Annotated in this window: 17 protein-coding genes and 1 tRNA gene; 13 read left to right on the top strand and 5 right to left on the bottom strand. The window is 67.4% G+C overall.

Annotated features, from left to right (window positions below):
- Positions 1 to 60 precede the first annotated feature (60 nt).
- Positions 61 to 1,047 carry a tripartite tricarboxylate transporter substrate binding protein BugE gene (locus HNQ70_RS06325; RefSeq protein ID WP_183965359.1) on the top strand — a complete coding sequence of 329 codons (987 nt, stop codon included), beginning with the start codon at positions 61 to 63 and terminating at the stop codon, positions 1,045 to 1,047.
- 91 nt (positions 1,048 to 1,138) lie between these two features.
- Here HNQ70_RS06325 and gltX read toward each other — a convergent pair whose 3' ends face one another.
- On the bottom strand, positions 1,139 to 2,575 hold the full coding sequence (gltX, locus tag HNQ70_RS06320; protein WP_183965357.1) for a glutamate--tRNA ligase: 1,437 nt from the start codon (positions 2,573 to 2,575) through the stop codon (positions 1,139 to 1,141).
- 78 nt (positions 2,576 to 2,653) lie between these two features.
- On the opposite strand from gltX, the gene HNQ70_RS06315 reads away from it, so the two are divergent.
- Both HNQ70_RS06315 and HNQ70_RS06310 read left to right on the top strand, forming a co-directional pair.
- Positions 2,654 to 3,622: a magnesium transporter gene (locus HNQ70_RS06315; protein ID WP_183965355.1), complete on the top strand. Its 969-nt coding sequence runs from the start codon at positions 2,654 to 2,656 to the stop codon at positions 3,620 to 3,622.
- 70 nt (positions 3,623 to 3,692) lie between these two features.
- Positions 3,693 to 5,348: a Na/Pi cotransporter family protein gene (locus HNQ70_RS06310; RefSeq protein ID WP_343060665.1), complete on the top strand. Its 1,656-nt coding sequence runs from the start codon at positions 3,693 to 3,695 to the stop codon at positions 5,346 to 5,348.
- On the opposite strand, the gene HNQ70_RS06305 is transcribed toward HNQ70_RS06310, so the two are convergent.
- Complete coding sequence (locus HNQ70_RS06305; protein WP_183965353.1) at positions 5,284 to 5,907, bottom strand: glutathione S-transferase family protein; 624 nt, start codon at positions 5,905 to 5,907, stop codon at positions 5,284 to 5,286. The two genes, HNQ70_RS06310 and HNQ70_RS06305, sit on opposite strands and share 65 nt — an antisense overlap.
- A gap of 128 nt (positions 5,908 to 6,035) precedes the next feature.
- On the bottom strand, positions 6,036 to 8,927 hold the full coding sequence (locus HNQ70_RS06300; protein ID WP_183965351.1) for an adenosylcobalamin-dependent ribonucleoside-diphosphate reductase: 2,892 nt from the start codon (positions 8,925 to 8,927) through the stop codon (positions 6,036 to 6,038).
- Positions 8,928 to 9,186: 259 nt separating this feature from the next.
- On the opposite strand from HNQ70_RS06300, the gene HNQ70_RS06295 reads away from it, so the two are divergent.
- The 7 genes from HNQ70_RS06295 (at position 9,187) to HNQ70_RS06265 (ending at position 20,585) form a co-directional block, all read left to right on the top strand.
- Positions 9,187 to 9,261, top strand: a tRNA-Val gene (locus HNQ70_RS06295).
- 903 nt (positions 9,262 to 10,164) lie between these two features.
- Positions 10,165 to 10,755 (top strand): restriction endonuclease, encoded by a 591-nt coding sequence (locus HNQ70_RS06290; RefSeq protein ID WP_343060664.1) that lies wholly within the window; start codon positions 10,165 to 10,167, stop codon positions 10,753 to 10,755.
- 168 nt (positions 10,756 to 10,923) lie between these two features.
- Positions 10,924 to 12,669, top strand: a complete 1,746-nt coding sequence (locus HNQ70_RS06285) for an N-6 DNA methylase (RefSeq protein ID WP_183965345.1) — start codon at positions 10,924 to 10,926, stop codon at positions 12,667 to 12,669.
- On the top strand, positions 12,666 to 14,012 hold the full coding sequence (locus HNQ70_RS06280) for a restriction endonuclease subunit S (RefSeq protein ID WP_183965343.1): 1,347 nt from the start codon (positions 12,666 to 12,668) through the stop codon (positions 14,010 to 14,012). The genes HNQ70_RS06285 and HNQ70_RS06280 overlap by 4 nt, the downstream gene beginning before the upstream one ends.
- A complete protein-coding gene (locus HNQ70_RS06275; RefSeq protein WP_183965341.1) occupies positions 14,009 to 14,875 on the top strand; it encodes a GIY-YIG nuclease family protein in 867 nt (288 codons plus the stop codon). The genes HNQ70_RS06280 and HNQ70_RS06275 overlap by 4 nt, the downstream gene beginning before the upstream one ends.
- A 1,132-nt stretch (positions 14,876 to 16,007) precedes the next feature.
- A complete protein-coding gene (locus HNQ70_RS06270; RefSeq protein ID WP_183965339.1) occupies positions 16,008 to 19,130 on the top strand; it encodes a type I restriction endonuclease subunit R in 3,123 nt (1,040 codons plus the stop codon).
- 420 nt (positions 19,131 to 19,550) lie between these two features.
- Positions 19,551 to 20,585 carry a hypothetical protein gene (locus HNQ70_RS06265; protein ID WP_183965337.1) on the top strand — a complete coding sequence of 345 codons (1,035 nt, stop codon included), beginning with the start codon at positions 19,551 to 19,553 and terminating at the stop codon, positions 20,583 to 20,585.
- A gap of 236 nt (positions 20,586 to 20,821) precedes the next feature.
- On the opposite strand, the gene HNQ70_RS06260 is transcribed toward HNQ70_RS06265, so the two are convergent.
- Positions 20,822 to 20,977: a hypothetical protein gene (locus HNQ70_RS06260; RefSeq protein ID WP_183965335.1), complete on the bottom strand. Its 156-nt coding sequence runs from the start codon at positions 20,975 to 20,977 to the stop codon at positions 20,822 to 20,824.
- Positions 20,978 to 21,148: 171 nt separating this feature from the next.
- The gene (locus HNQ70_RS06255) at positions 21,149 to 21,844 is read right to left on the bottom strand and encodes a TetR/AcrR family transcriptional regulator (RefSeq protein ID WP_183965333.1); all 696 of its coding nucleotides are present in this window, start codon (positions 21,842 to 21,844) and stop codon (positions 21,149 to 21,151) included.
- A 315-nt stretch (positions 21,845 to 22,159) separates the two neighbouring features.
- Here HNQ70_RS06255 and HNQ70_RS06250 point away from each other — a divergent pair, with 315 nt between their 5' ends.
- The 3 genes from HNQ70_RS06250 (at position 22,160) to HNQ70_RS06240 (ending at position 26,818) form a co-directional block, all read left to right on the top strand.
- Positions 22,160 to 23,383 (top strand): ABC transporter substrate-binding protein, encoded by a 1,224-nt coding sequence (locus tag HNQ70_RS06250; protein WP_221302658.1) that lies wholly within the window; start codon positions 22,160 to 22,162, stop codon positions 23,381 to 23,383.
- Between the two features lie 35 nt (positions 23,384 to 23,418).
- Positions 23,419 to 24,954, top strand: coding sequence for a class I adenylate-forming enzyme family protein (locus HNQ70_RS06245; RefSeq protein WP_183965331.1), 1,536 nt, complete (start codon positions 23,419 to 23,421; stop codon positions 24,952 to 24,954).
- A gap of 67 nt (positions 24,955 to 25,021) precedes the next feature.
- Positions 25,022 to 26,818, top strand: coding sequence for a thiamine pyrophosphate-binding protein (locus HNQ70_RS06240; protein ID WP_183965329.1), 1,797 nt, complete (start codon positions 25,022 to 25,024; stop codon positions 26,816 to 26,818).
- The last annotated feature ends 49 nt before the right edge of the window (positions 26,819 to 26,867 follow it).

Raw genomic sequence — 26,867 nt, 5'->3', positions numbered from 1 at the left:
CTTCTTATGGGGCGATTCGTGTAGTTTCATGATTCTACCGACCGAAAGGAGACCGTCCCGATGTTCAAGCGTCGCGATCTGCTCAAGACCCTGGCCGGCACCGCCGCAGCCGCCGCACTGCCCAGCTCGGCCTTCGCGCAGGCGGCCTTCCCGAGCCGCCCGGTGCGCCTGATCGTGCCCTTCGCGCCAGGAGGCACCACGGACATCATCGCGCGCGCGATCTCCGACAAGCTGCGCGAGAACCTCGGCCAGACGGTCGTAGTAGAAAACAAGGGAGGCGGCGGCGGCGTGATCGGCGCGCTCGAGCTGGCGAAGGCCGCGCCGGACGGGCACACGCTTGGCATGGCCACGGTGTCGACCACCGCGGCCAACCCGGCGATCAACCCCAAGATCCCCTACGACACGCTGACCGACTTCACGCCGATCATCAACATCGCAGCCACGCCGAACCTGATCGCGGTCCATCCGTCGTTCCCGGCGAAAAACTTCCAGTCCTTCCTGGAGGAGCTCCGACGCAACCCCGGCAAGCACTCCTACGCCAGTTCGGGCACCGGCGGCATCGGCCATCTGCAGACCGAGCTGTTCAAGTCGCTGGCCCGGATCTTCATGACCCACATCCCCTACCGCGGCGCAGGCCCGGCGCTGGCGGACGTGGTCGGCGGGCAGGTGCCGATCATCTTCGACAACCTGCCGTCGGCGCTGCCCTTCGTGCGCGACGGCCGCCTGGTGCCCATCGTGGTGGCCGCGCCCGAGCGGCTGCAGGCGCTGCCCAACGTGCCCACCTTCAAGGAAGTGGGCATGGAGCCGGTCAACCGGATGGCGTACTACGGCATCCTCGGCCCCAAGGCGATGGCGCCCGCGGTCGTCGATGCGATCCACGCGGCGGTCAGGAAGACCGTCGAGGATCCCGCGGTGCGCAAGCGGATCACCGACACCGGCTCGCTGATCGTCGCGAACTCGCCCGCCGAGTTCGCGCGGCAGATCGCCGCGGAGTACGAGGTCTACAAGAAGGTGGTGTCGTCCCAGAAGCTGTCGCTGGGCGCCTGACACAGGGGCACCTGACAGGGGCGCGGGGCGCGCGCGCGGCGGAGCACGCTACGCAGCCCAGCCCTGCGCTTCGGGCGCCCGCCCCTCCCAGTCAGAGCGCGTGCGCCAGCCCCTGCGCAAGACGGTGCACCACCACCTCGCGCGGCATCAGCGCGAGCACCGCCTCGAGCGCGGGCGTCTGGGTGCGGCCGAACACCAGCAGCCGCGCCGGAATGCCGAACTGCGGCATCTTGATGCCGTGCTCGGCCACCGCGGCCTTCACCGCCGCAGCGATGGCCTCGCGGGTCCACTCGATTCCCGCGCAGGCATCGGCGAACGCGCGCAGGGCCGGACGGGCCTGCGGCTTGAGATGCTCGGCGAGCTGGTCGGCGTGCACATGGGGCTCGACGTAGAACATGGTCGCCAGGTCGGCGATCTCGTTGAGCGTGGCGGCACGGTCCTTGAGCAGCGCGCAGACCGCCGCGAGATCCACCGGCGAGGCGGCCACCTTCTCCGGCGCAAGCCCGCGCTCGGCCAGCCGCGGCGCCACCAGCGCCGCCAGCCGCCCGTCCGCAGCGGCACGGATGTAGTGGTTGTTCAGCCACTTGAGCTTCTCGGGGTCGAACTGCGAAGGTGAGCGCGACAGGTGCCGGCCGTCGAACCACTGCACCAGCTGCTCGCGGGTGAAGATCTCGTCGTCGCCGTGGCTCCAGCCCAGCCGTGCCAGGTAGTTGATCACCGCCTCGGGCAGAAAGCCGTCCTCGTCGTACTGCATCACTGAAACGGCGCCGTGCCGCTTGGACAGCTTCTCCCCGTCCGGGCCGTGGATCATCGGCACGTGTCCGTAGACCGGGATCTGTGCGCCCAGCGCGCGCAGGATGTTGATCTGGCGCGGCGTGTTGTTGACGTGGTCGTCGCCGCGGATCACGTGGGTGATCCGCATCTCCCAGTCGTCGACCACGACGCAGAAATTGTAGGTGGGCGTGCCATCGGAGCGCGCGATGATGAGGTCGTCCAGTTCCTGGTTGCCGATGCTGATCGGCCCCTTGACCAGGTCGTTCCAGGCGACGGCGCCCTCGTCCGGGTTGCGAAAGCGCACCACCGGGCGCACGCCCTCGGGCGGGGTGCGGCCGGCCGCGTTCTCCGGACGCCAGCGGCCGTCGTAGCGGGGCTTGAGTCCGCGCGCCCGCTGCTCCTCGCGCATCGCGTCCAGCTCCTCCGGCGTGCAGTAGCAGTGGTAGGCAGTGCCGTCGGCCAGCATCTGGTCGATGACCTCGCGGTACCGGGGCATGTTCTGCATCTGGTAGAACGGGCCCTCGTCCGCGTCGAGCCCCAGCCAGGACATCCCGTCGAGGATGGCCTGCACCGCCTCGGGCGTGGAGCGCTCGACGTCGGTGTCCTCGACGCGCAGGATGAAGGTGCCCTGGTGGTGGCGCGCGAAGGCCCAGGCGTAGAGCGCGGTGCGCGCGCCGCCGATGTGCAGGAAACCGGTGGGGCTGGGAGCAAAGCGTGTGCGCACGCCGCCGGAGGGAGTTGCGGAATCGGTCATCGCGGGTTCGTCCCCGACCGCTGAAAGGCGCGGGGCGTCACGTGTGGTAAACCAGCGATTCTAGCCGAGCGACCCGCCATGCCCGCCCCCGCCGTCGAGACTGCGCACTTCCATCTCGAGACCCGCATCCCTGTTGCGTCGCCAGAGGACACTGCGGCCTCGCTCGTCGCCCTGCTGGCCGGCGGGGACTTCGCGATCGCCGACCCCGCCTACCTGCTGGACGCGCGCGGGGCGCCCTGCGGCATCGTGCCGCTGTCCCGCCTGCTCGGCGCCCCGCCGGCGGCGCGGCTGGCCACGCTCGCCCTAGCCTGCCCGCCCGCCGTCAGGCTCGGCACCGACCAGGAGCACGTCGCCAGCCACGCGATCGCCCACGGCGTCAGCGCGGTCCCGGTGGTCGACCGCGATGGCCGCTGGCAGGGCGTCGTGCCGCCGCTCGCGCTGCTGGAGGTGCTGCGGCACGAGCACGTCGAGGACCTGCACCGCTTCGCGGGCATCGCTCACGACGCCGAGGTCGCCAGCCGCGCGATCGAGGAGCCGCCGGCGCGGCGCGCCCGCCACCGGCTGCCCTGGCTGCTCGCCGGCCTGGGCGGCAGCGTGCTCACGGCGCTGGTCATGCAACGTTTCGAAGCCACGCTGCAGGCCAACGTGGCGGTGGCCTTCTTCATCCCCGCAATCGTCTACCTGGCCGATGCGGTGGGCACGCAGAGCGAGTCGATCGCGGTGCGCGGGCTGTCGCTGAGCCACAAGCCGCTGCCCGCGCTGCTGGGTGGCGAGCTTCGCACCGGCGCGCTGATCGGCACGGTGCTCTCGCTGCTCGCGCTGCTGCCGATCTGGCTGGTGCTAGGCGACGTCCGCCTCGCCGCGGCCGTGGCGATCGCGCTGTTCGCGTCGAGCTGCATGGCAACGGTCATCGGGTTCACCCTGCCCTGGCTGCTCGCGCGCACCGGCGCCGATCCGGCCTTCGGCAGCGGCCCGCTCGCCACCATCCTCCAGGACGTGCTGAGCCTGCTGATCTACTTCGGCGTGGTGGTCGGGCTGCTCGGATGAAGCGCACCGTGTCGATCGCTGGCTTCGCCAAGTCTGCGCCGCAGGCTGCCGTGACTCGCAGGGCTGCGCTGTGAGCGCCTGGGCACTCGCTACCGGGCTGGCAGGCGGCGTAGGGCTGTTCCTGCTGGGCATGACGATGATGACCGACGGCCTGCGGGTCGCGGCCGGCCCCGCGCTCGAGCGGATCCTCGCGAACGCCACGCGCACCCGCTGGCACGCGCTCGGCACGGGCGTGCTGGTGACTGCGCTGGTCCAGTCGTCGACGGCGATCACGGTGGCCACGATCGGCTTCGTCAATGCGGGACTTCTCGGGCTCGCGCCCGCGCTATGGGTGGTCTTCGGGTCCAACCTGGGCTCGACGATGATCGGCTGGATCGTCTCGCTGCTCGGCCTCAAGCTCGGCATCGAGGCCTTCGCGCTGCCGCTGATCGGCCTGGGGGTCGCGCTTCGGCTCACTGGCATGGGACTGCGCAGGGGCGACATCGGCAGCGCCCTGGCCGGCTTCGGCCTGATGTTCCTGGGCATCTCGATGCTGCAGGAGACCTTCACCGGGCTTGCCGGGCAGGCAAGCATTCCGCGGGGTGAAGGCCCCTTCGCGGTGGCGGCCCAGGTGGCGGCGGGCGCACTGCTGACGATCCTGGTTCAGTCCTCCAGCGCGACGATCACGATCGCGATCACCGCGGCGCAGGGGGGACTTCTGGACGCCCAGAGCGCAGCCGCGGTGGTGATCGGCGCCAACGTGGGCACCACCTTCACCGCGATCCTCGCGGCGATCGGCGCCACCTCGAACGCTCGGCGGGCAGCCGCTGCCCACGTGGCCTTCAATCTGGTCGCGGCAGCAGCGGCGCTGGCCCTGCTGCCCTGGCTGGTCGATGCGATCGCCGCCGGCCCCGCGGCGCTGGGTCTCGCACCCGGTCCCGCGATCAGGCTGGCGATGTTCCACACCGCCTTCAACCTGATCGGGGTGGTCCTGATGTGGCCGCTGGCGCAGCCGCTGACCCGCTGGCTGCAGGGGCGCTTCCGGGCCCGCGAGGACGACGAGGCGCAGCCGCGGCATCTCGACGAGACGGTGCTTGCCGTGCCTTCACTGGCGGTGGACGCGTTCGAGCGGGAGGTCGACCGGATCGGCCATGTGGCAACCCGGATGGCGCGCACCGCGCTGAGCGGCGCGCAGCCGCGCGCGCTGCGCGCCGACCAGACGATCGTCGAGGGCCTGGTACGCGCCGCCGAGGGCTTCGTCGAGCGCTTCAGCCGGGACGCCATGGCGCGCGGCGACAGCGAACGGCTGGCGCGCATCCTTCGCGTGCAGCGCTACCACGAGGCGGTGGCCGAGCAGTCGCCGTCGATCGCCCCGCTGTCGCTGCCGCCAGTGCACGACCAGCGCGTGGTCGGGCTGCACAAGGACCTGCTCGGCGCCGCCGAACGCCTGTTCGCCCTGTGCGACCCGCTCGCGCCCCGCGCCAGCGAGGATGCGATCGACGCCGCCGCGCAGTCGCTCGAGACGGCCTACCAGGTGCTCAAGGCCGCGCTGCTGGACTCGGGCGCCACCGGCAGCGCCCGGCTCACTGAAATGGACGATGCGCTGCGACGCTACAGCGCGCTGCGCCGCGCCGCGCAACAGGCCGCCAAGGCCGCGCGGCACAGAGCAGCGCTCGCTCGGCTCAGCGGCCCGTCTTGGCCAGCTGCCGGACCTTCTGGTGCGCCGGACGATCCAGGCAGCGCTTGAGCCAGTCGGCGAGCTTCGGGTTCGCTTCCATCAGCTTGCGCGAGGGCTGCGCCCAGGCCAGCACCGAGGCCACGTTGACGTCGACCACGGTGAAGCGCTCGCCGGCGATGTAGGGGCGCGTGGCCAGGTGCGCGTCCAGGATGGCCAGCGGCCTGGCGAGATTGCCCTCGGCCTGGTCGGCCACCGCGTGATCGCGCCTGTCCGCCGGCATCGCCACCCGGTGCATCAGCACGCTGAGCGCGTCCTTCTCGCACTCGGTGACCGCCCAGAAGGTCCAGCGCAGCGCCTCCGCCTCCTCGGCAAGGTTGCCCGGCGCCAGCGGCCCGCCGAACTTGCGCGCCAGGTACAGCGTGGTGGCCATCGACTCCCAGACCACGATGCCGTCGTCCTCGAGCACCGGAATGTGCCCGTTGGGATTGAGCGCCAGGAACTCGGGCGTGCGCGTGGCGCCGCCCAGGTAGCTTTGCGACACGTGCTCGTAGGGAACGCCGAGCTCCTCGAGCAGCCAGAGGGGGCGCGCAGCGCGCGAGGCGGCGATGCCGTGAATCTTCAGGGTCATGAGGTCTCCGTGTGCCAGCGGCGTGCCGGCGGGCAGGTTTGCTGGAAAGTTTGCTGGAAAAGCAGCGCCCCCGCAGCTCGAAGAACTGCGGGGGCGGGCTCAGGGGATGCGCCCGGGCGCGGCGTCGATCAGCCGCACTCGCCCTGGTGACCGCAGGCGGTGCAGAACATGCAGCCGTCCTTCTTGATGTAGGCATGCGCGCCGCAGGACGGGCAGGCCAGTCCCGCGATGATCGCGGACTGCAGCGGCCGGCCGGCCGGCGAGGCGTCGGGGATGGCCAGCGCGCCTGCGCCGCCGATCGCCCTGCCCTCGGAATCGAGCAGGCCCAGCACCTTGTAGCGATGCAGGATGAGCGCGGCCAGGTAGGCCACCGTGCTCGGCCAGACCTGCTGGCGCTGCTCGCCCGGCACCTGCGCCCAGAACGCGCCGTTGAGCTCGCCGAAGCTCAGCAGCTTGCGCAGCTTCAGGCCGATCCAGTTGACGTCGATGACCCGCATGTCCAGCGACAGCAGCTTGCACAGGCCGTCGAGCACGCGCGGATAGTCGCCGGCGAGCCAGATCGAGTACGGGCGGCGCGTGCCGTCGGGCAGCTGCAGCTCCTTCACGCCCAGCACGAACTCGTCCTCGGTGGCCGCGTTGGTGATGTCGGCGGTCCAGGACAGTGTTCCCAGCGGACCCGACTTGGGCTCGGAGCGGAAGATCATCGCGTCGACCATGGGCGTGGGCTGCTCCTCGAGCGCGTCGAACAGGCCCAGCTCCTCGCAGCGGAAGCGCACGATGTCGGCGAAGGCCGCCACCACGCCGGGCTTGAACGCCAGCTCGCCGCCAGGGGGCATCGCCAGCTGCAGCGGCTTCTCGTCACGAGTGCGCGACAGGTGGTCCAGCTTCATCTTGAGCCAGGCCCGGTCGTTGGAACGCAGGTCCATCGACAGCGCCTTGGCGAGCGCGCCCAGGCCGCGCGGCTGCTCGTTGCCGTTGACCCAGGTCTCGAAGGCGACGCTGCGGGTGGCGATGCTGCCGTCGCGCCGCGTGACCGGCTCGTCGGTCTGGCCGATGAAGATGCAGAACGAGGCCCGGCCGTCGGTGGACTCGACCATGTACGACCAGGCCAGGTTGCCCGCGGGCAGCTTGGGGCGGCCCGGCCAGCGCAGCGACGAGAGCGCCGGCTGCGGCACCTTGTCGAGCAGCAGCCGGCGGTCGGCGTCGCCGCCGAGGTCCTGGGGCATCTCCGGCGTGGCGGAAGACGTGCCGCCCACCGACAGCACCGAGCCGATGACCGCGTTGGGCCGGTAGGTGGTGATGCCCTTGAGCCCCGCCTTCCAGGCCTCGAGGTACAGCGCCTTGAACTCCTCGTAGGGATAGTCCTCGGCGACGTTCACCGTCTTGCTGATCGCGGAATCGATGTAGGGCTGGACCGCGGCGCTCATGCGCATGTGGTCCAGCGCATCGATGTCCATCGCCGCGGTGAAGTACTCGGGCAGCGCGGCGGTGTTGCCGCCCATGTGCCGGTACAGGCGATAGGCGAAATCCTCGACGTCGTACTCGCGCTTGCTGCCGTCGGGCATCCGCTTCTTGCGGGTGTAGGTCCAGGAGAACGCGGGCTCGATTCCGCCCGAGGCATTGCCCGCGAAGGCGATCGAGATGGTGCCGGTGGGCGCGATCGACATCAGGTGCGAATTGCGGATGCCGTGCTTGCGGATCTCGGCCTTGAGCTTGGCCGGCAGGCGCGAGGCCGAATGCGGCTCGGCCAGGTAGCCGTCGGCATTGAACAGCGGGAAGGCGCCGCGCTCCTTGGCCAGCTCAACCGAGGTGCCGTAGGCGGAATCGCGCATCGTCTGCGCCACCTTGGACGCGAAGGCGCGCGCCTCCGCGCTGTCGTAGCGCAGCTTGAGCATGGTCAGCGCGTTGCCCAGCCCGGTGAAGCCCAGGCCCACGCGGCGCTTCTCCTTGGCCTCGCGGTCCTGCTGCGGCAGCGGCCAAAGCGTTAGGTCGAGCACGTTGTCCAGCGCGCGCACCGACACCGCGGTCACGCGGCTGAAGCGCTCGAAGTCGAAGACCGGCTTGTCGCCGAAGGGATCGGAGACGAAGCGCGTGAGGTTCAGGCTGCCAAGGTCGCAGCAGCCGTAGGGCGGCAGGAACTGCTCGCCGCAGGGATTGCTCGCGGCGATCGACTCGCAGTAGCCGAGGTTGTTGTCGGCATTGACCTTGTCAATGAAGATCACGCCCGGTTCGGCGTGGTTGTAGGTGGACCGCATGATCTGGTCCCACAGCTCGCGCGCACGGATGCTGCGGTAGACCCACTTGCCATCCTCGCGCTGCGCGTCCGCCACCGCCTCGAAGGGCTGCACCTCGTGCACCAGCTCGAACTGCCCGTCGATGTCGACCGCAGTCATGAACGCATCGGTGACCGCCACCGACATGTTGAAGTTGGACAGCGAGCCGTCACGCTTGGCGTGCACGAACTCCTCGATGTCCGGATGGTCCACGCGCAACACGCCCATCTGCGCGCCACGCCGCGACCCGGCGGACTCCAGGGTCTCGCAGGACTTGTCGAACACCCGCATGTAGGAGACCGGCCCCGAGGCGCGCGAGTGCGTGCCCTTGACCAGCGCGCCGCGCGGACGGATGGCGGAGAAATCGTAGCCCACGCCACCGCCGCGGCGCATGGTCTCGGCCGCCTCCTGCAGCGCCGCGTAGATGCCGGGCGTGCCGTCTTCGGCATAGCCCCAGACCGCATCGCCGATCGGCTGCACGAAGCAGTTGATCAGCGTGGCCTTGAGGTCGGTGCCCGCGGCCGAATTGATGCGGCCCGCCGGGATGAACCCGTTCTCCATCGCCCAGAGATACTCCCCGGCCCAGCGCTCCTGCTCCGCAGGCTTTTCCACCGAAGCCAGCGCCTTCGCGACCCGCTGGCGGATCTCGTGGGGAGTTCGCTCGTCCCCCTTGGCGTACTTCTCGACGAGGACGTCGATGGTGACTTCCTGCTCCGGCAGGGCGGCGAGGATGTTCTCGATCTTCATTGGCGGCGGTGGTTCTCGGGTGGTTTCGGGGGGTGAACGGCGCTGCGAAGCGGTGTGCGACGTCGTTCGCTGGACACCAATTGTACGCATCTGGCGGCCGTTGAGCACTACCCGTAGTGTTTTTACTGATGAGCGGCGCAACACGGCCTGCACGGCGCAGCACGCGGACGCGAGCCGTCCGGCGCTGCCCTGGAAGGCTACGCCCGAACCGCTCTTCCAACACCTGAGAAATTTCCGCTATAATTTCAGCTTCGCTTGCGGGCGGCTAGCTCAGCGGTAGAGCACTGCCTTCACACGGCAGGGGTCACAGGTTCGAACCCTGTGCCGCCCACCAGATTTCCCAAGCGAAATCCAAGACTTACGGCCCCTTTCGGGGCCGTTTGCGTTCATGGCGCGGAAAAAGCGCGGCAAGCGGCAGGTTAACCTACCGCTGGTGGCAGCCTTCGGTCGGCGCCACGTCGCGTTACGCATCTGCGCCCGCACACGTACCCGATGACCCGCAGTGCGGCCACCAACAGCCACTTCGTCGGGCTCAGCCCCTCGACGCGCCCGTCGAGCAGGATCCGGAGCCGCCGTCCGCACGGGTAAACGAGCAGTACAGACCCGTCCGGCTCGCGGTGGATGGCAGGCATCACAACGGCGGGAATCACGTCAGGTTCCCCGGTCCGCTGCTGGCGTCGATAGGCCGCCTGGCCAACTTGCGCCCCTTGTCCCGCGCGCTCCAACCATCCGCGTGCGGGACGCGCCGACGCCGCACATCGAGCAGCGATGGTGCGGTGTCCGACGGCCGTTCAGCGGCTGGAGGTTCTCATCGATCCAGCACGATCCTACGCTCGGGCGATCAAGTCCAATTCCGGAGACCGCCGTGCGTCGATCAAGTGCAGGTCGCCGGTCGCCCCGTCGGCGACGCAATGCTGCCCTCCAGCTCCTGCTGACCGGCCTCGCGCTAGTCATGCTCCCGGCGTTCCTGGGCGAAGGGGCTGCCAAACGCGCCCTGGCGCCGCTGAGCAGCTTGGGCGGCGTTCTCATGGTCGGCGGGGTCGCCCTACTCTGGCTGACGTCGCGCAGGTCTCAGCGCGGTAAGCCCATAGCACCGGCCGGTGGAGAGGGAGCAGCCCTGCCCCGGGCCCGCCGGCACCCGGCGCAACATGGCAGCCCGCCCGACCCCGACGACTCCCCGGCCGCCTGCACCGTGCAGTCGGCTGCGCCACCAAGACCCACCTACTGGAGCACCGCAGTGCTCGACGTCATTGAGTGGCGGCGCCTCGAGGCCCTGGTGGAGGCGCTATACCGCCAGGTCGGCTTCGAGACCAGAGCGCAGTCGCACGGCGCGGACGGCGGCGTCGACGTCTGGCTCCACGCGCGGCAGGCGCCGGAGAAGCCCTTGGGCGTCGTGCAATGCAAGCACCACCGCAAGCCTGTCGGTGTCGACAAGGTGCCCGAGCTGCGGGGCGTGATGGCTGCTCATGGCGTGGGTCGTGGCCAATTCTTCAGCACGGCCGGTTTCACGCCAGATGCAGAGGCCTTCGCGCGCACGAACGGCATCAACACGCTGGACGGCGCCGGGTTGCTGAAACTGATCCAGCGGCGCACGGCGCAGCAGCAGGCCGAACTGCTCGCCGTGGCCACGGAGGACGAGTATTGGCGGCCGACCTGCGCGAGTTGCGGGGTGAAGATGATCGAGCGGACACCGCGCGAAGGCGGACGTGCGTTCTGGGGGTGCGGCAACTATCCGCGGTGTCGGTCGACGCTGCCGATGCGTGCGGAACGGCCTCGGAGAGCCGATGCGGAGCGAATGCCGGCGGCGACTGACATAGGCTCCGGGTGACCCTAGGGGCTCCCTCCTCCCGAACACACTCGCAGGAGCGCTCCGGTCGGCGTCGATCCATGGGTTTCGCCCGGGAACAATCCTAGCGTGCACGGGCGCACGTCGTGCGCCCGGCCCTCGGTTATCCTCGCCGAGCAGTCCCATTGGAAACCGCGAGACTTCTGCCCTGTGAACCAACCCGCCCTCTCCGCCTTCATCTGGTCAGTCGCCGACCTCCTGCGCGGCGACTTCAAGCAGTCCGAGTACGGCCGCGTCATCCTGCCCTTCACCGTGCTGCGCCGCCTGGACTGCGTGCTCGAGCCCACCAAGGCGAAGGTGCTGGCCGAGCACGCGGCCCGCGCCCAGGCCGGCCTGAACCCCGAGCCCTTCATCGAGCGCATCACCGGCAAGGGGGTGTGGAACGTCTCGCCGATGGACCTGGGCAAGCTGATGGGCGACCCCGACCACATCCGCGAGAACCTCTTTGCCTACCTGCAGGCCTTCTCGCCCGCAGTGCGCGACATCTTCGAGCGCTTCGAGTTCCACGCGCAGGTGGAGCGGCTGGCCAAGGCGAAACTGCTCTACCCCGTCACCGAGCGCTTCGCGCAGATCGACCTGCACCCGGACGTGGTGGACAACCACCAGATGGGCCTGGTGTTCGAGGAGTTGATCCGCAAGTTCGCCGAGATCTCCAACGAGACCGCCGGGGAGCACTTCACCCCGCGCGAGGTGATCCGGCTGATGGTGAACCTGATCTTCATCGAGGACGACGACGCGCTCTCCGTGCCCGGCGTGGTGCGCACCCTGTACGACCCGACCGCGGGTACGGGGGGCATGCTGTCGATCGCCGGCGAGTACCTGGCCGAGCACAACCCGGGCGCCCGGCTCACCGTCTACGGCCAGGAGCTCAACCCCGAGTCCTACGCCATCTGCAAGGCCGACATGCTGATCAAGGGCCAGGACGTGGCCAACATCGCCTTCGGCAACACACTCTCCGAGGACGGCCACCCCGCCACCCGCTTCGACTACATGCTGTCGAACCCGCCCTTCGGCGTGGAGTGGAAGAAGGTGGAGAAGGCCGTGCGCGACGAGCACGAGCGCCAGGGCTTCAGCGGCCGCTTCGGTCCGGGCCTGCCGCGGGTGTCCGACGGCTCCATGCTCTTCCTGCTGCACCTGGTGGCCAAGATGCGCCCGGCGGCCGAGGGCGGCTGCCGCTTCGGCATCGTGCTCAACGGCTCGCCGCTGTTCACCGGCGGCGCGGGCTCGGGCGAGAGCGAGATCCGCCGCCACGTGCTGGAGAACGACCTGGTGGAGGCCATCGTCGGCCTGCCCACCGACATGTTCTACAACACCGGCATCGCCACCTACGTGTGGATCCTGTCGAACCGCAAGCCCGCGCACCGCAAGGGCAAGGTGCAGTTGATCGACGCCAGCGCGATGTGGCGCAAGATGCGCAAGAGCTTGGGCGCCAAGCGCAGGGAACTGGGCGAGGACCACATCGAGCGGATCACCCGCATCTTCGGCGACTTCGTCGAGGCGCAGGACGACGACAACCGGCCGATCAGCCGCATCTTCGACACCGCCGATTTCGGCTACCGCAGCATCACCGTGGAGCGGCCGCTGCGCGACGAGGCGGGCAAGGTGGTGGTCGGCGCCAAGGGCAAGCAGAAGGGCAAGCCGCAGCCAGACTCGGCGCTGCGCGACAACGAGAACGTGGCGCTGAAGGAGGACGTGCAGGCCTACTTCGAGCGCGAGGTGCTGCCGCACGCGCCGGACGCCTGGATCGACCCGGAAAAGACGAAGGTGGGTTACGAGATCCCGTTCAACCGGCACTTCTACGTGTTCAAGCCGCCGCGGCCGCTGGTGGAGATCGACGCGGAACTCAAGCAGGTGACCGACCGCATCGTGGACATGATCCGAGGGCTGTCGGCATGAGCTTCCCGCGGTATCCGGCGTACAAGGACAGCGGGGTGGAGTGGCTGGGGGAGGTGCCGGAGCATTGGGCGGTTCGGCCACTGAAATACGTCACGGCGCTCCGCAGCGGCGGTACGCCGAGCAAGGACAACCTGGACTTCTGGGATGGTTCGATTGCGTGGGCCTCGGCCAAGGACCTGAAGCGCGAACGGCTCGACGACACCGAGGACCACATCACGCAGGCGGCCGTTGACGCGGGCGCCGCCGAACTCGTGCCTACGGGGGCGGTGCTCGTGGTCGTACGCGGCATGATCCTGGCGCGTACGTTTCCGGTCTCGATCACCACGACGCCGATGGCGATCAACCAGGACCTCAAGGCGCTCGTACCTTTCAAGAAGGTGCACCCAGCCTATCTTGCCCGCGCACTTCAGGCCGCCGCTGAGGAGTCCACGCGACGGATCGACGAGGCGGGGCACGGCACGAAGGCACTGCGCATGGATGCTTGGACGTCGATGCCACTCCCCATGCCCCCCGACCATGAGCAAGCCCTCATCGCCGCCTTCCTCGACGGCGAGACCACCAAGATCGACGCGCTGGTCGCCGAGCAGGAGAAGCTGATCGCCCTGCTGCAGGAGAAGCGCCAGGCCGTGATCTCGCACGCGGTCACCAAGGGGCTCGACCCGAACGTGCCGATGAAAGATTCCGGGGTGGAGTGGCTGGGGAAGGTGCCGGAGCACTGGTCAGTCTCTCCGTTGAAGTCTCTCGCAGAAGTCGGGAACGGATCGACGCCGCATCGTGAACGCCCGGAATATTGGACAGAGAACGGCTATCCGTGGCTCAGCAGCACAGCGGTAAACGACGACTTCATTAATGAGGCCGATGAGTTCGTCACTGAACTTGCTTTGCAGGAGTGCCACCTACCGAAAGTACGCCCACCCGCCGTGCTCATCGGCATCACCGGTCAGGGGAGGACGCGCGGCATGGCTGCGACCCTCCTGATCGAGGCCACGATAAACCAGCACATAGCCTTTGTGAGACCGCGCGCCGCGAGCGTGCATGTAGGGTATCTGCGTCGATTCTTTGACATGGCTTACCAGTGGATGCGCTTCGAGAGCGACGGCGTGGGAAGTACGAAGGGAGCGATCACTTGTGAACAGGTAGCCGGTATGCGGATGCCCGTGCCGCCGCAATTCGAGCAAGTGTCGATCGGGTGCTACCTCGAGGCCGCAACCGCAAAGATCGACGCCCTCGTCGCCGACGCCGCCCGCGCCATCAACCTCCTCAAGGAACGCCGCGCCGCCCTGATCTCCGCCGCCGTGACCGGGCAGATCGACGTGTGCAGCGCCGTCGCGGAGCCAGCATGAGCACCACCCCCAAGACCATCCAGATCTTCCTGCCCGGGGGCGACCCGCGCGGCATCCGCGTCGCCGAGCTCACGACCCGCATCGTCCAGGTCATCGAGGTGCCCCGCAGCCTGTTGGGCGAGTTCCTGCAAATGCCCGAGAGCGGCCAGGTGGCGCTCTACTTCCTGTTCGGCGAGACCGAGGACGGCAGCGACCCCCGGGTCTACATCGGCCAGACCGGGGACCTGCGCGCGCGCCTGGCCGCGCACAACAAGGAGAAGGACTTCTGGCAGCGGGCGCTGGTGCTGATCTCGCGCACCAACAGTCTGACGCAGACCCACACCCTGTTCCTGGAGTGGTTCAGCCTGCAGGCCACGCGCAAGGCCGGGCGCTACGTGGACGAGAACGGCAACGCCGGCAGCCGGCCCTACACGCCCCCGCCGCTGGAGGCCGACTGCCACGAGATCTTCGAGACCGGCGGCGTGCTCCTGTCCACGCTGGGCTACCCGTTGTTCGAGCCCGTGGCCCAGCCGGTTGGTAAGGCAGATTCGCCGGAGATTTTCTACTGCCGGTCATCGGGCGCCAATGGCCGGGGCATGTACACGCCCGAGGGCTTCGTGGTGCTCGCCGGGTCCACCGGGCGGCGCGAGAACGTGCCCTCGATCGTCGGCACCAGCGGCGAGCGCCTTCGCCAGAACTTGGAGCAGGCCGGCGTCTACCGGGTCGAGGGTGACCAGGTGGTGTTCCAGCGCGATCACCTGTTCCGCTCGCCCAGCATGGCGGCGCTGGCCCTGATGGGCCGCACCGCGAACGGTTGGATGGACTGGAAAGCCGCCGATGGCAGGACGCTGGACGAGGTCAAGCGCCAGACGGCGGACGCATGAGGGCCCAGGGTACGCACCGATGAGCCTGACTCACGAAAATCAGTTCGAAGAACAGCGGATACAGCCGCCTAACCTGGAGGGCCGCTGTAGCAGTCCGCTATATGACCAACCGGAGTTGGGGCGTGACCTGTTACCCGAGCGACGAGGCCCCGATCGGCCTGCTGGGGAACGCGAAGCCGCTCCGATCTGCATAGCCGTGACCGGGGGACCCGTCTTCCTTCGGTCAATGAGGTCGAGGCGTATGGATTTCGTCTCTGGGCCTGCTTCATTCACGACGGATTCGATCGCTCCCGTGGAAACAGCAGATGAAGATTCGATTTCTTCTTGAGGGGCCCCGTGGGGACGGACGTGATTATCCTGTCGAGTCGATTGCGACGGGGAAGATCTATTACCTCGGGAGTGGAAGAAACGCGTGGCACTCGACATGGTCCATGCGGTACTACCCTGACGCGTTTCACATCACCCAAGCGGATGCAAAGCACGCCGCGGAGAAAAGACGCACGCAAGGGGCCGTTTTCTACGTTTCAGAGCTCCCAGCTTTGGTGTTGGTTACGCGGTACAGCAAGTACGTCATCACGCAGATAAACACAGGGACCCCTTTGTTGGAGTACCGACATTCGCTGGCGCTTGAGCCAGCCGCGGGCGCGTCCGTCCGATTGTCAGGTGTCACTTGTCCCGTCGCGATCGGATTTCCAGTTGGGAATGCAATCGATAGCTTTCGTGCAGACAGCGCGCACTGGCGTCATAGGCCGCCCAAGCAAAATTCCGTCCTGATCATGCGCGCGGTACGCACACAAAATGCGCGATTTAACGGCAAAGACTATCATTTAATTGAGAGTTATAAGGATGCGGAGATCGATCCTCTGATAGGCGCGGTCCGCCGTTGGTCCTCGTTCCCTCGGGGCGAAAATCGTTCTCTTGGATGGATTCAAGCGAAACCGCGGGTCCATGCGGAGTCAGTCCTCGCCCTATCGGCTCGTTTAAGAGATGAAGGCTATTGCTTGTAAGCCGGTCGGACTCTGTGCAATCGAGCGATAGAGCTGAACGGACGACGACCGGCGACCGTCCGTAGAAGGGCGATCCGCAAGTTTGCACAACAGATCGCGCGCACGATGCGAGAGTCCAACGACAGATGAGCCTGCACAAGGAAATCGAGTTCGAGAACGACATCTGCGCCCACCTGGCCGCGCACGGCTGGCTCTACGCCGAGGGTGACGCCGCCGCCTGCGACCGCGCCCGCGCCCTGTTCCCCGCCGACCTGATCGCCTGGGTACAGGACACGCAGCCCAAGGCCTGGGAGGCCCTCACCAAGAACCACGGCGCCGCCGCCGAGGCGGTGCTGCTGGACCGCGTGCGCAAGCAACTCGACGACCGCGGCACGCTTGATGTTCTGCGCCACGGCGTGGAGCTCGTCGGCCTGCGCCAGCCCCTGACGCTCGCACAATTCAAGCCGGCGCTGTCCATGAACCCGGACCTGCAGGCCCGGTACGCGGCCAACCGGCTGCGCGTGGTGCGTCAGGTCCGCTACTCGCTGCACAACGAGAACGCCCTCGACCTGGTGCTGTTCGTCAACGGCCTGCCGGTGGCCACCGCCGAGCTCAAGAGCCAGTTCACGCAGCGCGTGGACGATGCGGTGGACCAGTACCGATTCGACCGCCACCCGCGCCCCAAGGGCCAGGCGGCCGAGCCGCTGCTGGACTTCCCGCGCGGGGCGCTGGTGCACTTCGCGGTCAGCAACGAGGCGGTGCGCATGACCACGCGCCTGGAGGGCGCCACCACCCGCTTCCTGCCCTTCGACCAGGGCGACCATGGCGGCGCGGGCAACCCGGTGAACCCGAAAGGACATCGCACCGCCTACCTGTGGGAGCGGATCTGGGCGCGCGAGAGCTGGCTGGAGATCCTCGGCCGCTACCTGGTGGCCCGGCGCGACAAGAAGAAGATCATCGCGTCGATCATCTTCCCCCGCTACCACCAGCTCGACTGCACCCGCGCACTCGTGGCCACGGTAATGGCCGAGGGCCCGGGCCAGAAGTACCTGATCCAGCACTCGGCAGGCTCGGGCAAGACCAACTCCATCGCCTGGACCGCGCACTTCCTGTCCGAGCTGCACGACGCGGCCAACAACAAGCTCTTCGACTCGGTGCTGGTGGTGAGCGACCGCACGGTGCTCGACGCCCAACTGCAGGAGGCGATCTTCGACTTCCAGCGCACCGTCGGCGTGGTGGCGGTGATCGCGGGCGACTCCGGCAGCAAGAGCGCGGAGCTGGCCGCCGCGCTGTCCGGAGACAAGAAGATCGTGGTCTGCACCATCCAGACCTTCCCCTTCGCCATCAAGGCGGTGCAGGAGCTCGCGGCCACCCAGGGCAAGCGCTTCGCGGTGATCGCCGACGAGGCGCACAGTTCGCAGACCGGCGCGGCCGCGGCCAAGCTCAAGGAGGTGCTGTCGGCCCAGGAGCTCGCCGAGCTCGAGGACGGCGGCGAAGTGGCCACCGAGGACCTGCTGGCCGCGCAGATGGCCGCGCGCGCTGGCGAGGCCGGCATCACCTACGTGGCCTTCACGGCCACGCCCAAGGCCAAGACGCTTGAGCTCTTCGGGCGCCGCCCGGACCCCGCCCTGTCCGCCGGCCCGGCCAACCTGCCCGCGCCCTTCCACGTCTACAGCATGCGCCAGGCCATCGAGGAGGGCTTCATCCTCGACGTGCTGCGCAACTACACCCCCTACAAGCTCGCCTTCCGGCTGGCCAACCAGGGCAAGGAATACGACCAGAAGGCGGTCGAGCGCAACGAGGCGATGAAGGGGCTGATGCGCTGGGTCCGCCTGCACCCGCACAACATCGCGCAGAAGGTGCAGATCGTGGTCGAGCACTTCCGCGAGAACGTGGCGCCGCTGCTGGCCGGCCAGGCCCGTGCGATGGTGGTGGTGGGCAGCCGCGTGGAGGCGGTGCGCTGGCAGTTGGCCATCGACAAGTACATCAAGGCCCGCGGCTACGGCATCGGCACGCTGGTGGCCTTCTCGGGCGAAGTGAACGACGCCGAATCCGGCCCCGACCCCTTCACCGAGAACAGCAAGACGCTGAACCCGGGCCTGCGCGGGCGCGACCTCCGCGAGGCCTTCGCCACCGACGAGTACCGCATCCTCTTGGTGGCCAACAAGTTCCAGACCGGATTCGACCAGCCGCTACTGTGCGGCATGTACGTGGACAAGCGCCTGGACGGTATCCAGGCGGTGCAGACCCTGTCGCGCCTGAACCGCGCGCACCCGGGCAAGGACACGACCTACATCCTGGACTTCGTCAACGCCCCCGAAGAGATCCTCGCGGCCTTCAAGACCTACTACGAGACCGCCGAGCTCGCCGGCGTCACCGACCCCGCGCTGGTGCTGGACCTGCGCGCCAAGCTGGACGCCACCGGCCACTACGATGACAACGAGGTCGAGCGCGTGGTGGCCGTGGACCTGAACCCGCGCGCCAGCCAGGCCGAGCTCTCGGCGGCGATCGAGCCGGTGGCCGACCGGCTGCTCAAGCGCTACAAGGCGGCCGCCGGGATGCTCAGGGCCGCGCAGGACGCCAGCGACGCCAAGGCCGAGCAGGAGGCCCAGGACGAGCTCAACGCCCTGCTGCTGTTCAAGCGCAACCTCGGGGCCTTCCTGCGCGTTTACAGCTTCCTGTCGCAGATCTTCGACTACGCCAACACCGACATCGAGAGGCGCGCGATCTTCTACCGCCGGCTGCTGCCGCTGCTGGAGTTCGGCCGCGAGCGCGAGGGGGTGGACCTGTCCAAGGTGGTGCTCGTCCAGCATGGCCTGAAGGACCAGGGCAGCCGCAACCTGCCGCTGTCGATCGAGGACCCGGCCAAACTGCAGCCAATGACCGCCCCGGGCGGCGGCGAGGTGCGCGACAAGGACAAGGTCCTGCTCGACGAGATCATCGAGAAGGTCAATGAGCTCTTCGGCGGCGAGTTCAGCGACAGCGGCGCCGTGGCCTTCGTCGACGGAATCAAGGGCAAGCTGCTGGCGTCCGAGATCCTGGTGCAGCAGGCCGCCAGCAACACGCCGGCGCAGTTCGGCAATTCCCCCGACTTCGACCCCGCGCTGCTGGACGCGATCATCGACGCCTTCGACGAGCACGAGGCCATGAGCAAGAAGGCGCTGAACTCGGGGCAGGTGCGGGCGGGGCTCAAGGAGCTGCTGCTGGGGCCGGTGCAGTTGTATGCGGCGCTGCGGGCGCGGGGGGAGGCGCGGCGGAGCATCCCATGACTGGATTGCCGTCACCCGTGGGTGCACCTTCCGCCTGTAGGTAATCGAGCCAGGCCCGATGCGATGCCGCCACGCCGGACGGCTCGACCTTCAGCGCAGTCCTGCCATGTGCAAACGTCTCGGCAAAAATGACTCGTCTGCATCAGCAATCTGGCGGGATGCCCGTGACCCCTCTGGATATACATTGACCCTGGATATAATCACAGTAGTCGCCTGCTTGTCCGCTGGAACGGTTGCTTGGCGTAATCAGAGCGGCCTGACTTTTCCTTGAGGGAATCGCGATGACAGACAAGCCACCGAAATGCGCGCTCGACCACGACAAGAAGAGGGAACAATGACGAACGACACGACTAACAAGGTCGTGAAACGCTTCGACACGACAGACGAGGCGACGAGTGGCGACATGCTGGGAGCGGCGCCATGACCCGAAGACTGCTGAGGCCCGGAGGCCCACTGAATTTACGCGATCTCGGCGGCGATAAGTTCCAGGCAACGATTGAGATTCCGAAGGACGCGGACGGGCGTGTGGCCCGCGAGTGCCCGGACAGGGCGTGCTCGCCAGGCTATTTCAAGGTGAAGCTCGGCACGGGGATTATTGGCGGGCAGGTGCATGCGTACTGCCCGTACTGCCGTCACGAGGCAGGGCCAGACAGCTTCGATACAAGGGAGCAGGCAAGGTACGCCAAAGACCTGCTGATGCGCGAGATTCGCGAGGGCGTGGACGCTATGACCCGCGACGCGCTGGGGCTAGGTTCCTCGGGAAAACGCAAATTCGGGAGTGCCTTCATCTCGATGGAGATGTCGCTGAAGTCGACCCCAGTGCCTCATGTCCGGCCACCGCTCGAGGACGAGGTACGGCGCGACGTAGTATGCCCGCGCTGCACCCTTGACCAGACCGTGTTCGGCCTTGCTATGTGGTGCGCGGATTGCGGCTCCGATATCTTCGTCACGCATGTCGCCGCCGAACTAAACGTCACGCGGAGCATGGTGGGTGACATCGACCGGCGACGCGAGGCGCTTGGCCTCAGGGTTGAGGCAAAGGACCTAGAGAACTGCCTGGAAGACTCGGTGTCCCTCTTCGAGGCGGCGCTGAAGGCGATGGCCCGCCGGTGGCTGGCCGGGAGGGAAGCGTCGGCGGAGGCCGTCGAGTCGCGTCTGAAGAAAATCGGCAACAAATTCCAAAGCATCCCGCTGACACAGGAGGTGCTCTCGGAAATCTTCGGCCTGCCGCCGATGCCGGATGTGCCGTGGGCCGCCCTGAACGCGGCATTCGAGAAGCGGCATCCCATCGCGCACAATCTGGGCGTCGTCGACAGGAAGTACCTTGAGCGAGCCCAGGCAAGTGGCCGCCCTGGCAGGGAGGTACGCATTACTGCTGCCGAAGTCAACACACTGCTGGACAATGTGCTGACTGCTGTCGGCGCCGTGCACACGAAGCTGTTCCCCGCGGCCTAAGCCGAGACGTAGCTCGCACGCAACTGTGTAAGTACACATGACACCCTCCCCGCGGGTCGTGTCGGCGGACGCCCTGGTGAACGCGCCCACCGAGACCGCACAAGGCCGTGCCGGCATGCTCCTCCAGCGCCAGCAGCCAATGACAGTAGCGGCAGAGGCGCGGATCGGTGTGGGGTTGGAAGCTGGCCATCCACGGAGGATGGCGGACGCCGGGCGCAGGACATGCGCCCGGGCGACTACCCGGCGCGCGACGTCTGGGCGAGCGGCCCGGCGGCGAACAGTTCAACCCCCGGCACCCGCATCAGCACCCGCGCGTCCTCGGCGAGAAACAAGTCGCGCCGGTCGTTACGACAGGCGTATCGCCGAGAGGTATAGGAAACTTCGAAGATCACGCGCCCAATGCATACAAGCTAGGCTTGCCTCACCGTCATCGCACGCGACTCCTTCAAACGGCCAGCGTCCCAGGTTCGAACCCTGTGCCGCCCACCATCAGCACCAGGCGAACGCAGAGGCTTACGGTTCCTTCGGGGGGCCGTTTGCGTTCCCGGCCTTCGGAAAACGTGCTACCGATTCGCGCCAGGCGATGACGCGCCGCCGCGCGGCTCGCGATCGGGATCGATCTCTTCCGCGCCCGCACGATAGACGGTACGACACCACATGTCGGTCACCTGTTCGACCAGCCGCTCCAGTTCAAAGGGCTCGCCCCATGGGTGGAACTTCACCACGGCCTGCTGGTAGGCGAGCCACTCAAGCAGCCCGCCCAGAGAGTACGCGGTGATCCGCGGTTCGACGGGATTGCAGCGACCAGTTTCGATGTTACGCGCTATGTGTCGCTCGATCCGGTAGAGGCTGAGTGCGCGAACGTCGTTGAAGTACCGGGTGAGTTCCGGCTTGCTCGAGGCCGTCTCGAAGAAGCAGCGGAAGACGCCCTGCTCCCGCTGGAAAAACGCGAAATACGTGCTCACCGAGGCCCGGACCCTCTCGCGGTAGCTGCCCTTCTCGGGCGCGTTCAGCGCATGGTGCATCTCGATCGAGACCTGCCTGAACAGTTCCTCGAACAGGACGTCCTTGTCTTGGAAATACAGGTAGAAGGTGCCGCGCGCGATGCCGGCCCCAGCGATCACGTCCGCGACCGTGGTGTGGGCGTAACCCTTCTCCCCGAAGACTCGCTTGGCAGAGATCAGGATCTTGTCGCGGGTGTTGGCTGCGCCGTCAGCGGGACGCTCACTACGCCGGGATTTCTCAGGCTTGCTGGACAAGGAGCGACTCCTGGATCTAGATTATGACGTCATTGTCAGTGAAGTATGACATCGGACTGCGGACACTGCTGCACATCGACCTACCGACCACCTCTGTGCGCGAAATCGAGGGCCTGTCGTCTCAAACGCCTACCTTCTCGATAAGTCGACCGCCAGTTGACAGACCCCTGCCAGACTCCATAAACTGAATGACACTGACGTCAGTGTCATTCGAATTTCACTGGAGGTCAGAGGAATTCAACCCGCCGACCGGTCTAGCGTCGCCCGTCCACCGCCGGGCCCACCGATCGAGTCGCAACAGGAGATGGAGAAGACATGATTCCCGCACTGAGAACCGGGCTTGGCGTTGCCGCGATGGCCGTGGCGTTCGGGCTGGCCGCATCCCCGGGCGGCGCGCTCGCACAGAAGAGCCACGGACCGGGTGTGACCGACCGCGAAATCAAGCTCGGCCAGACCGCCCCGTACAGCGGCCCCCTGTCCAGCTTTGGCACGCAGGGGAAGGCGCAGGCGGCGTACTTCAAGATGATCAACGAGCGCGGCGGAGTAAACGGCCGCAGGATCAACCTCGTCTCGGTCGACGACGGCTTCAGCCCCCCGAAGGCCATCGAGCAGGCCCGACGGCTCGTAGAGCAGGACGAAGTACTGCTGATGTTCGCCCCCTTCGGCACACCGACCAACGCCGCGATGCAGAAGTACCTGAACCAGAAGGGCGTGCCGGCCATCTTCCTCGCGAGTGGCGCCACGCGCTGGAACGACCCGAAGGCCGCGCCCTGGTCGATGGGATTCTCGCCGAATGTGAAATCGGAAGGCGCGATCTACGCCCGCTACATCCTGAAGAACGTGCCGGAGCCGAGGATCGGCATCCTCTTCCAGAACGACGATTTCGGAAAGGACTTCGTCGCCGGCATCAAGCAGGTGCTGGGCGATCGCGCCGGCAAGCTGATCATCAAGGAAGTCAGCTACGAGCCGACCGACCCCACGATCGACTCCCAGATCGTGACCCTGCAGGGCGCAGGCGCCAACGTCTTCATGAACGTGACCGGCCCCAAGTTCGCCGCGCTGGCGATCCGCAAGGCAGCGGAGATCGGCTGGAAGCCGCTCCAGTTCCTGAGCTCAAGCGCGAGTTCGGTTGCCGCCGTCCTGGTGCCTGCGGGCGTGGACAACGCGGTCGGCGCGCTGACGTCGGTCTACCTGAAGGACGCAAACGATCCGCAGTGGGCCAATGACGCTGGTGTGAAGGATTACCTCGAGTTCATGAAACGCTACTACCCGGAGGGCGACCCTAAGGACTGCAGCAACGTCTACGCGGTGACGGTTGCAGCGGCCTTCGTGGAAGTGCTTAAGAGTGCTGGCGACAACCTGACCCGCGAGAACGTGATGAAGCAGGCCGCCAGCCTGAAGGACGTCGAACTGCCCCTGCTGCTGCCCGGCATCCGGCTCAACACGACAGCGACGGACTTCGCTCCCATCAGCCAGCAGCAGATGGTGCGCTTCGACGGGAAGTCCTGGGTGCGGTTCGGCGAAATCATCTCCGAGTGAGTGATGGCGCACGTCCTGATCGGGAGCGAAGCCTGATGCACCGTCATCTGCTGGATGTGAACACGAACCTGCGCTCGGTCGTCGAGCGCACGCCCGACAAGGTGGCGGCGATCAGTCGATCGCGCTCGCTGACCTACAGCCAGCTCGACCGACGCATCGACAAGGTCGCCAACGCGCTGCTCGCATCCGGGCTGCGCGAGGGCGACGCGGCCGCAGTATTCGCCCGCAACAGAATCGAGTGGATCGAACTGCTGTTCGGGTGCGCCCGCGCGGGGGTGACCTGCGTCCCGGTCAATGCGAGGTTCGCACAGGCCGAGGTCGACTACGTCCTACAGCACTCACAGCCTCGGCTGCTGGTCTGCGAGGACGAGCTGCTCGACGGGTTGATGGCTGGAGGATCGCCGCTGGATCCGTCGTGCATCGTGGTCCTTGGCGACAGACCCGGCGGCCTGCGCGCCTACGAGGACTGGCTCGCCCCTGCTTCGGAGAAGCGGGTGGAGGTTCCCTCAGGCATCGACACCTGCTGGTTCCTCGGCTACACCTCTGGAACGACCGGGCGACCAAAGGCAGTCATCAAGACGCAGCACAGGCTTGCGGTCAGCGCACTCTACGCGGCGTCGGCCTTCGGTCTCCGCGCGAGCGACACGAGCCTGATCGTGATGCCGCTCTTCCATGCCAACGGGATCTTCTTCCAGCTCGTGCAGTTGTCGGTCGGCGGAACGATCTACGTGATGGAGCAGTTCGACGCCGAGGAGGCGCTGAGGGTCATAGACCAGCATCGCATCTCCTTCGCTTCGCTCGTGCCGACGATGTACTCGCTGATCATGGACCTGCCAGTAGCCGTGTCGGAACGCTACGACCGCTCCAGCTTCCGTTCGCTGCTTTCGTCGTCGGCGCCCCTGGCGATGGCGACCAAGTACCGGATGCGCGAGTTCTTCCCTGGCGCGGCCATGCACGAGTTCTACGGCGCCACCGAGACTGGACTGGTAACGCACCTCGCACCCGCCGACCAGATGCGCAAGGAGGCCTCGGTGGGCCAGGCCTTCCCCGGCGTCGAGGTGCGTCTACGCCGCGCCGACGGATCGGAGTCCGCGGTCGGCGAGGTCGGCGAGATCCACGCGCGCGGTGTCGCTTTCGCCTACGAGGGCTATTACAAGGATCCCGAGCTGACCGCGCGCAGCTTCGATGCCGACGGCTGGTTCTCAGCCGGCGACCTCGCGACCAGAGACGACGAGGGATTCTTCCATCTCGTCGATCGCAAGAACGACCTGATCATCTCGGGCGGCGAGAACATCTATCCGACCGAAGTCGAGGGCGTGCTGCTGGGACACCCGGCGATCGCCGAGGTCGCAGTGGTCGGCGAGCCGGACGAGAAGTGGGGCGACCGCGTCTGCGCTGTGGTGCGGCTGCACGAGGGCGAGAGCCTCTCGGCAGAACAGTTGCGCGCCTGGTGTCGCGACCGGATCGCCAGCTACAAGATCCCCCGAAAGCTCCTCGTCTGGAACGAGATCCCACGAAACCCGACCGGCAAGGTGCTGCGCCGGGTCATCCGCGAACGCCTGCGCGCCTGACGCGCATCCCCGCAAGCGCGCCGGCGGTCCGGTTGCGCTCCAACACTCACCTCGAAGGAATCCCAAGATGGCGAAGTACTGGCCTGCCGAACTCGCAGTGCGCGCACTCCTCGACGAGGGCGTGGACACCATGTTCGGCCTGATGGGCGGGCACATCCAGCCGATCCAGGACCATGCGTACCGCGCGGGCATCCGCGTCGTCCAGGTCCGCCACGAGCAGGCCGCGGCGCATGCGGCCGACGGCTACGCGCGCGTCACCCGAAAGCCCGGCGTGTGCTTCGGCACGGCCGGGCCCGGCATGCTGAACATGGTCACCGGCATCCACATGGCGCACGTCTCTCGCACGCCGATGGTCTGCCTCTTCGGCGGACACAAGGAAGCCGAGAGCCACCGCGCGACGATGCAGGAGGCCTATGCGGCCGAGGTCTGCCGAAGCCTGACCAAGTGGACGGTCCGCGTGACCGACCCGGCCCTGATCAACCACTTCATCCGCAAGGCCTTCCGCGACGCGATGACGCCGCCCTACGGGCCGGTCGGCATCGAACTCCCAATCGACTGCTACAACGCCGACCGGATGGACGAGCGCGCTGTCGCAGCCTATAGGCCCGGCGCCTGGCGCGCCGAGCCCGCCGCGCGGGCGTTCACGGATCCGGCAATCGCGCGCAAGGTCGCTCAGGCGCTGATGTCGGCGAAGCGCCCGCTGATCTTCGCAGGCGAAGGCATCCACTGGTCCTGGGCCGACCAGGCGTTGCGCGGCCTTGTCGAGCGGACCGGCATCCCCTTCAACGTCCGCCGCCTCGGACGGGGCGCCATTCCCGAGGATCACCCGCTTGCGGTCAGCGCGGGCGCCCGCAAGGCGCTGGTCGACGAAGCCGACCTGATACTCGTGGTCGGGCTGCAGATGGGCTATCTGGAGGGGTTCGGCGAGTGGAAGACCCCTGCGCGCTTCATCCAGGTCCAGTCGTGCGCGCAGGATGTGCTTCCCTCGCTGCCCACCGAGTTCGAGATCGTTGCCGATCCGCGCGCAGCCCTCGAGCAGATCCTCGATGCCTGCGACGGCCTGGTTCCCGACGACGGCCGCAGCGCCTGGGGTTCCCGTGCAGGAGACCTGCAACGCGAGGCGAACTCGAGGCTCGCCCGGGAGGCCGAATCGGTATCAGGGGACGCGCCGATCCACCCCAGGTGGCTGGCGAAGGTCGTCAACGACTGCGTCACCGAGGACACGTCCGTGGTGTTCGACTCCTTCACCTCTTCGACCTTCCTCGGCGAGCAATTCAGGGCGCGCCGCTCCGGACAGGTGCTCGATGCAGGGCTGAACGCTGCATTCGGCCATGGCGTGGGGATGTCGATCGGCGCGCAGATCGGGCGACCTGGCACCCCAGTCCTGGCCATGATGGGCGACGGCGGCATGGGCCTCGGAGGTGGCGACATCGAGACCGCGGTGCGCTATGGCCTGCCGGTGGTCCATCTCGTCTACAACGACAGCACCTTCTGCGCTGGCGTCGAGGACTACTGCTATGGCAAGGACTTCCGCGTGCTCGGGCCCAATGCCAACAAGGGCTTCCTGCTGACGCCAGATGTGCGCTACGACCTGATGTACGCGACGCTCGGATGCCACGCCGAGCACGTGGAATCGCCGGATCAGATCGTGCCCGCGCTCGAACGCGCGTTCGACTCCGGGAAGACCGCCGTGATCAACCTGATCGGTACCAGGAACGTGAAGCACCCGCTGTACGACTCCCCGAGCGCCCGCGAAATGTTCTGGCACCTGCCGGCCGACGAGGTCGAGGAGCCGGCACGCAAGCGTCACCACGAGGGCTTCTATCCGCGCTTCCACGCAGGGCGACTGCTGACCGACGACTGACGCCGCTGCCCCCCCTGCCCCACCCGGCGCCCGCCCCGGGGCATGGATG

The sequence above is a fragment of the Quisquiliibacterium transsilvanicum genome, assembly GCF_014202215.1.
GTDB lineage: Bacteria > Pseudomonadota > Gammaproteobacteria > Burkholderiales > Burkholderiaceae_E > Quisquiliibacterium > Quisquiliibacterium transsilvanicum.
The sequence above is the reverse complement of the archived record's forward strand: the minus strand, read 5'-3'. Positions and strand labels throughout refer to the sequence as shown.

Excerpts from the sequence above, each read along its gene's own strand:
- HNQ70_RS06240 (WP_183965329.1), top strand. The coding sequence starts at position 25,022 with ATGGCGAAGTACTGGCCTGCCGAACTCGCAGTGCGCGCACTCCTCGAC.
- HNQ70_RS06250 (WP_221302658.1), top strand. The coding sequence starts at position 22,160 with ATGATTCCCGCACTGAGAACCGGGCTTGGCGTTGCCGCGATGGCCGTG.
- HNQ70_RS06270 (WP_183965339.1), top strand. The coding sequence starts at position 16,008 with ATGAGCCTGCACAAGGAAATCGAGTTCGAGAACGACATCTGCGCCCAC.
- gltX (WP_183965357.1), bottom strand. The coding sequence starts at position 2,575 with ATGACCGATTCCGCAACTCCCTCCGGCGGCGTGCGCACACGCTTTGCT.
- HNQ70_RS06265 (WP_183965337.1), top strand. The coding sequence starts at position 19,551 with ATGACCCGAAGACTGCTGAGGCCCGGAGGCCCACTGAATTTACGCGAT.
- HNQ70_RS06280 (WP_183965343.1), top strand. The coding sequence starts at position 12,666 with ATGAGCTTCCCGCGGTATCCGGCGTACAAGGACAGCGGGGTGGAGTGG.
- HNQ70_RS06315 (WP_183965355.1), top strand. The coding sequence starts at position 2,654 with ATGCCCGCCCCCGCCGTCGAGACTGCGCACTTCCATCTCGAGACCCGC.
- HNQ70_RS06300 (WP_183965351.1), bottom strand. The coding sequence starts at position 8,927 with ATGAAGATCGAGAACATCCTCGCCGCCCTGCCGGAGCAGGAAGTCACC.
- HNQ70_RS06305 (WP_183965353.1), bottom strand. The coding sequence starts at position 5,907 with ATGACCCTGAAGATTCACGGCATCGCCGCCTCGCGCGCTGCGCGCCCC.
- HNQ70_RS06245 (WP_183965331.1), top strand. The coding sequence starts at position 23,419 with ATGCACCGTCATCTGCTGGATGTGAACACGAACCTGCGCTCGGTCGTC.
- HNQ70_RS06325 (WP_183965359.1), top strand. The coding sequence starts at position 61 with ATGTTCAAGCGTCGCGATCTGCTCAAGACCCTGGCCGGCACCGCCGCA.
- HNQ70_RS06275 (WP_183965341.1), top strand. The coding sequence starts at position 14,009 with ATGAGCACCACCCCCAAGACCATCCAGATCTTCCTGCCCGGGGGCGAC.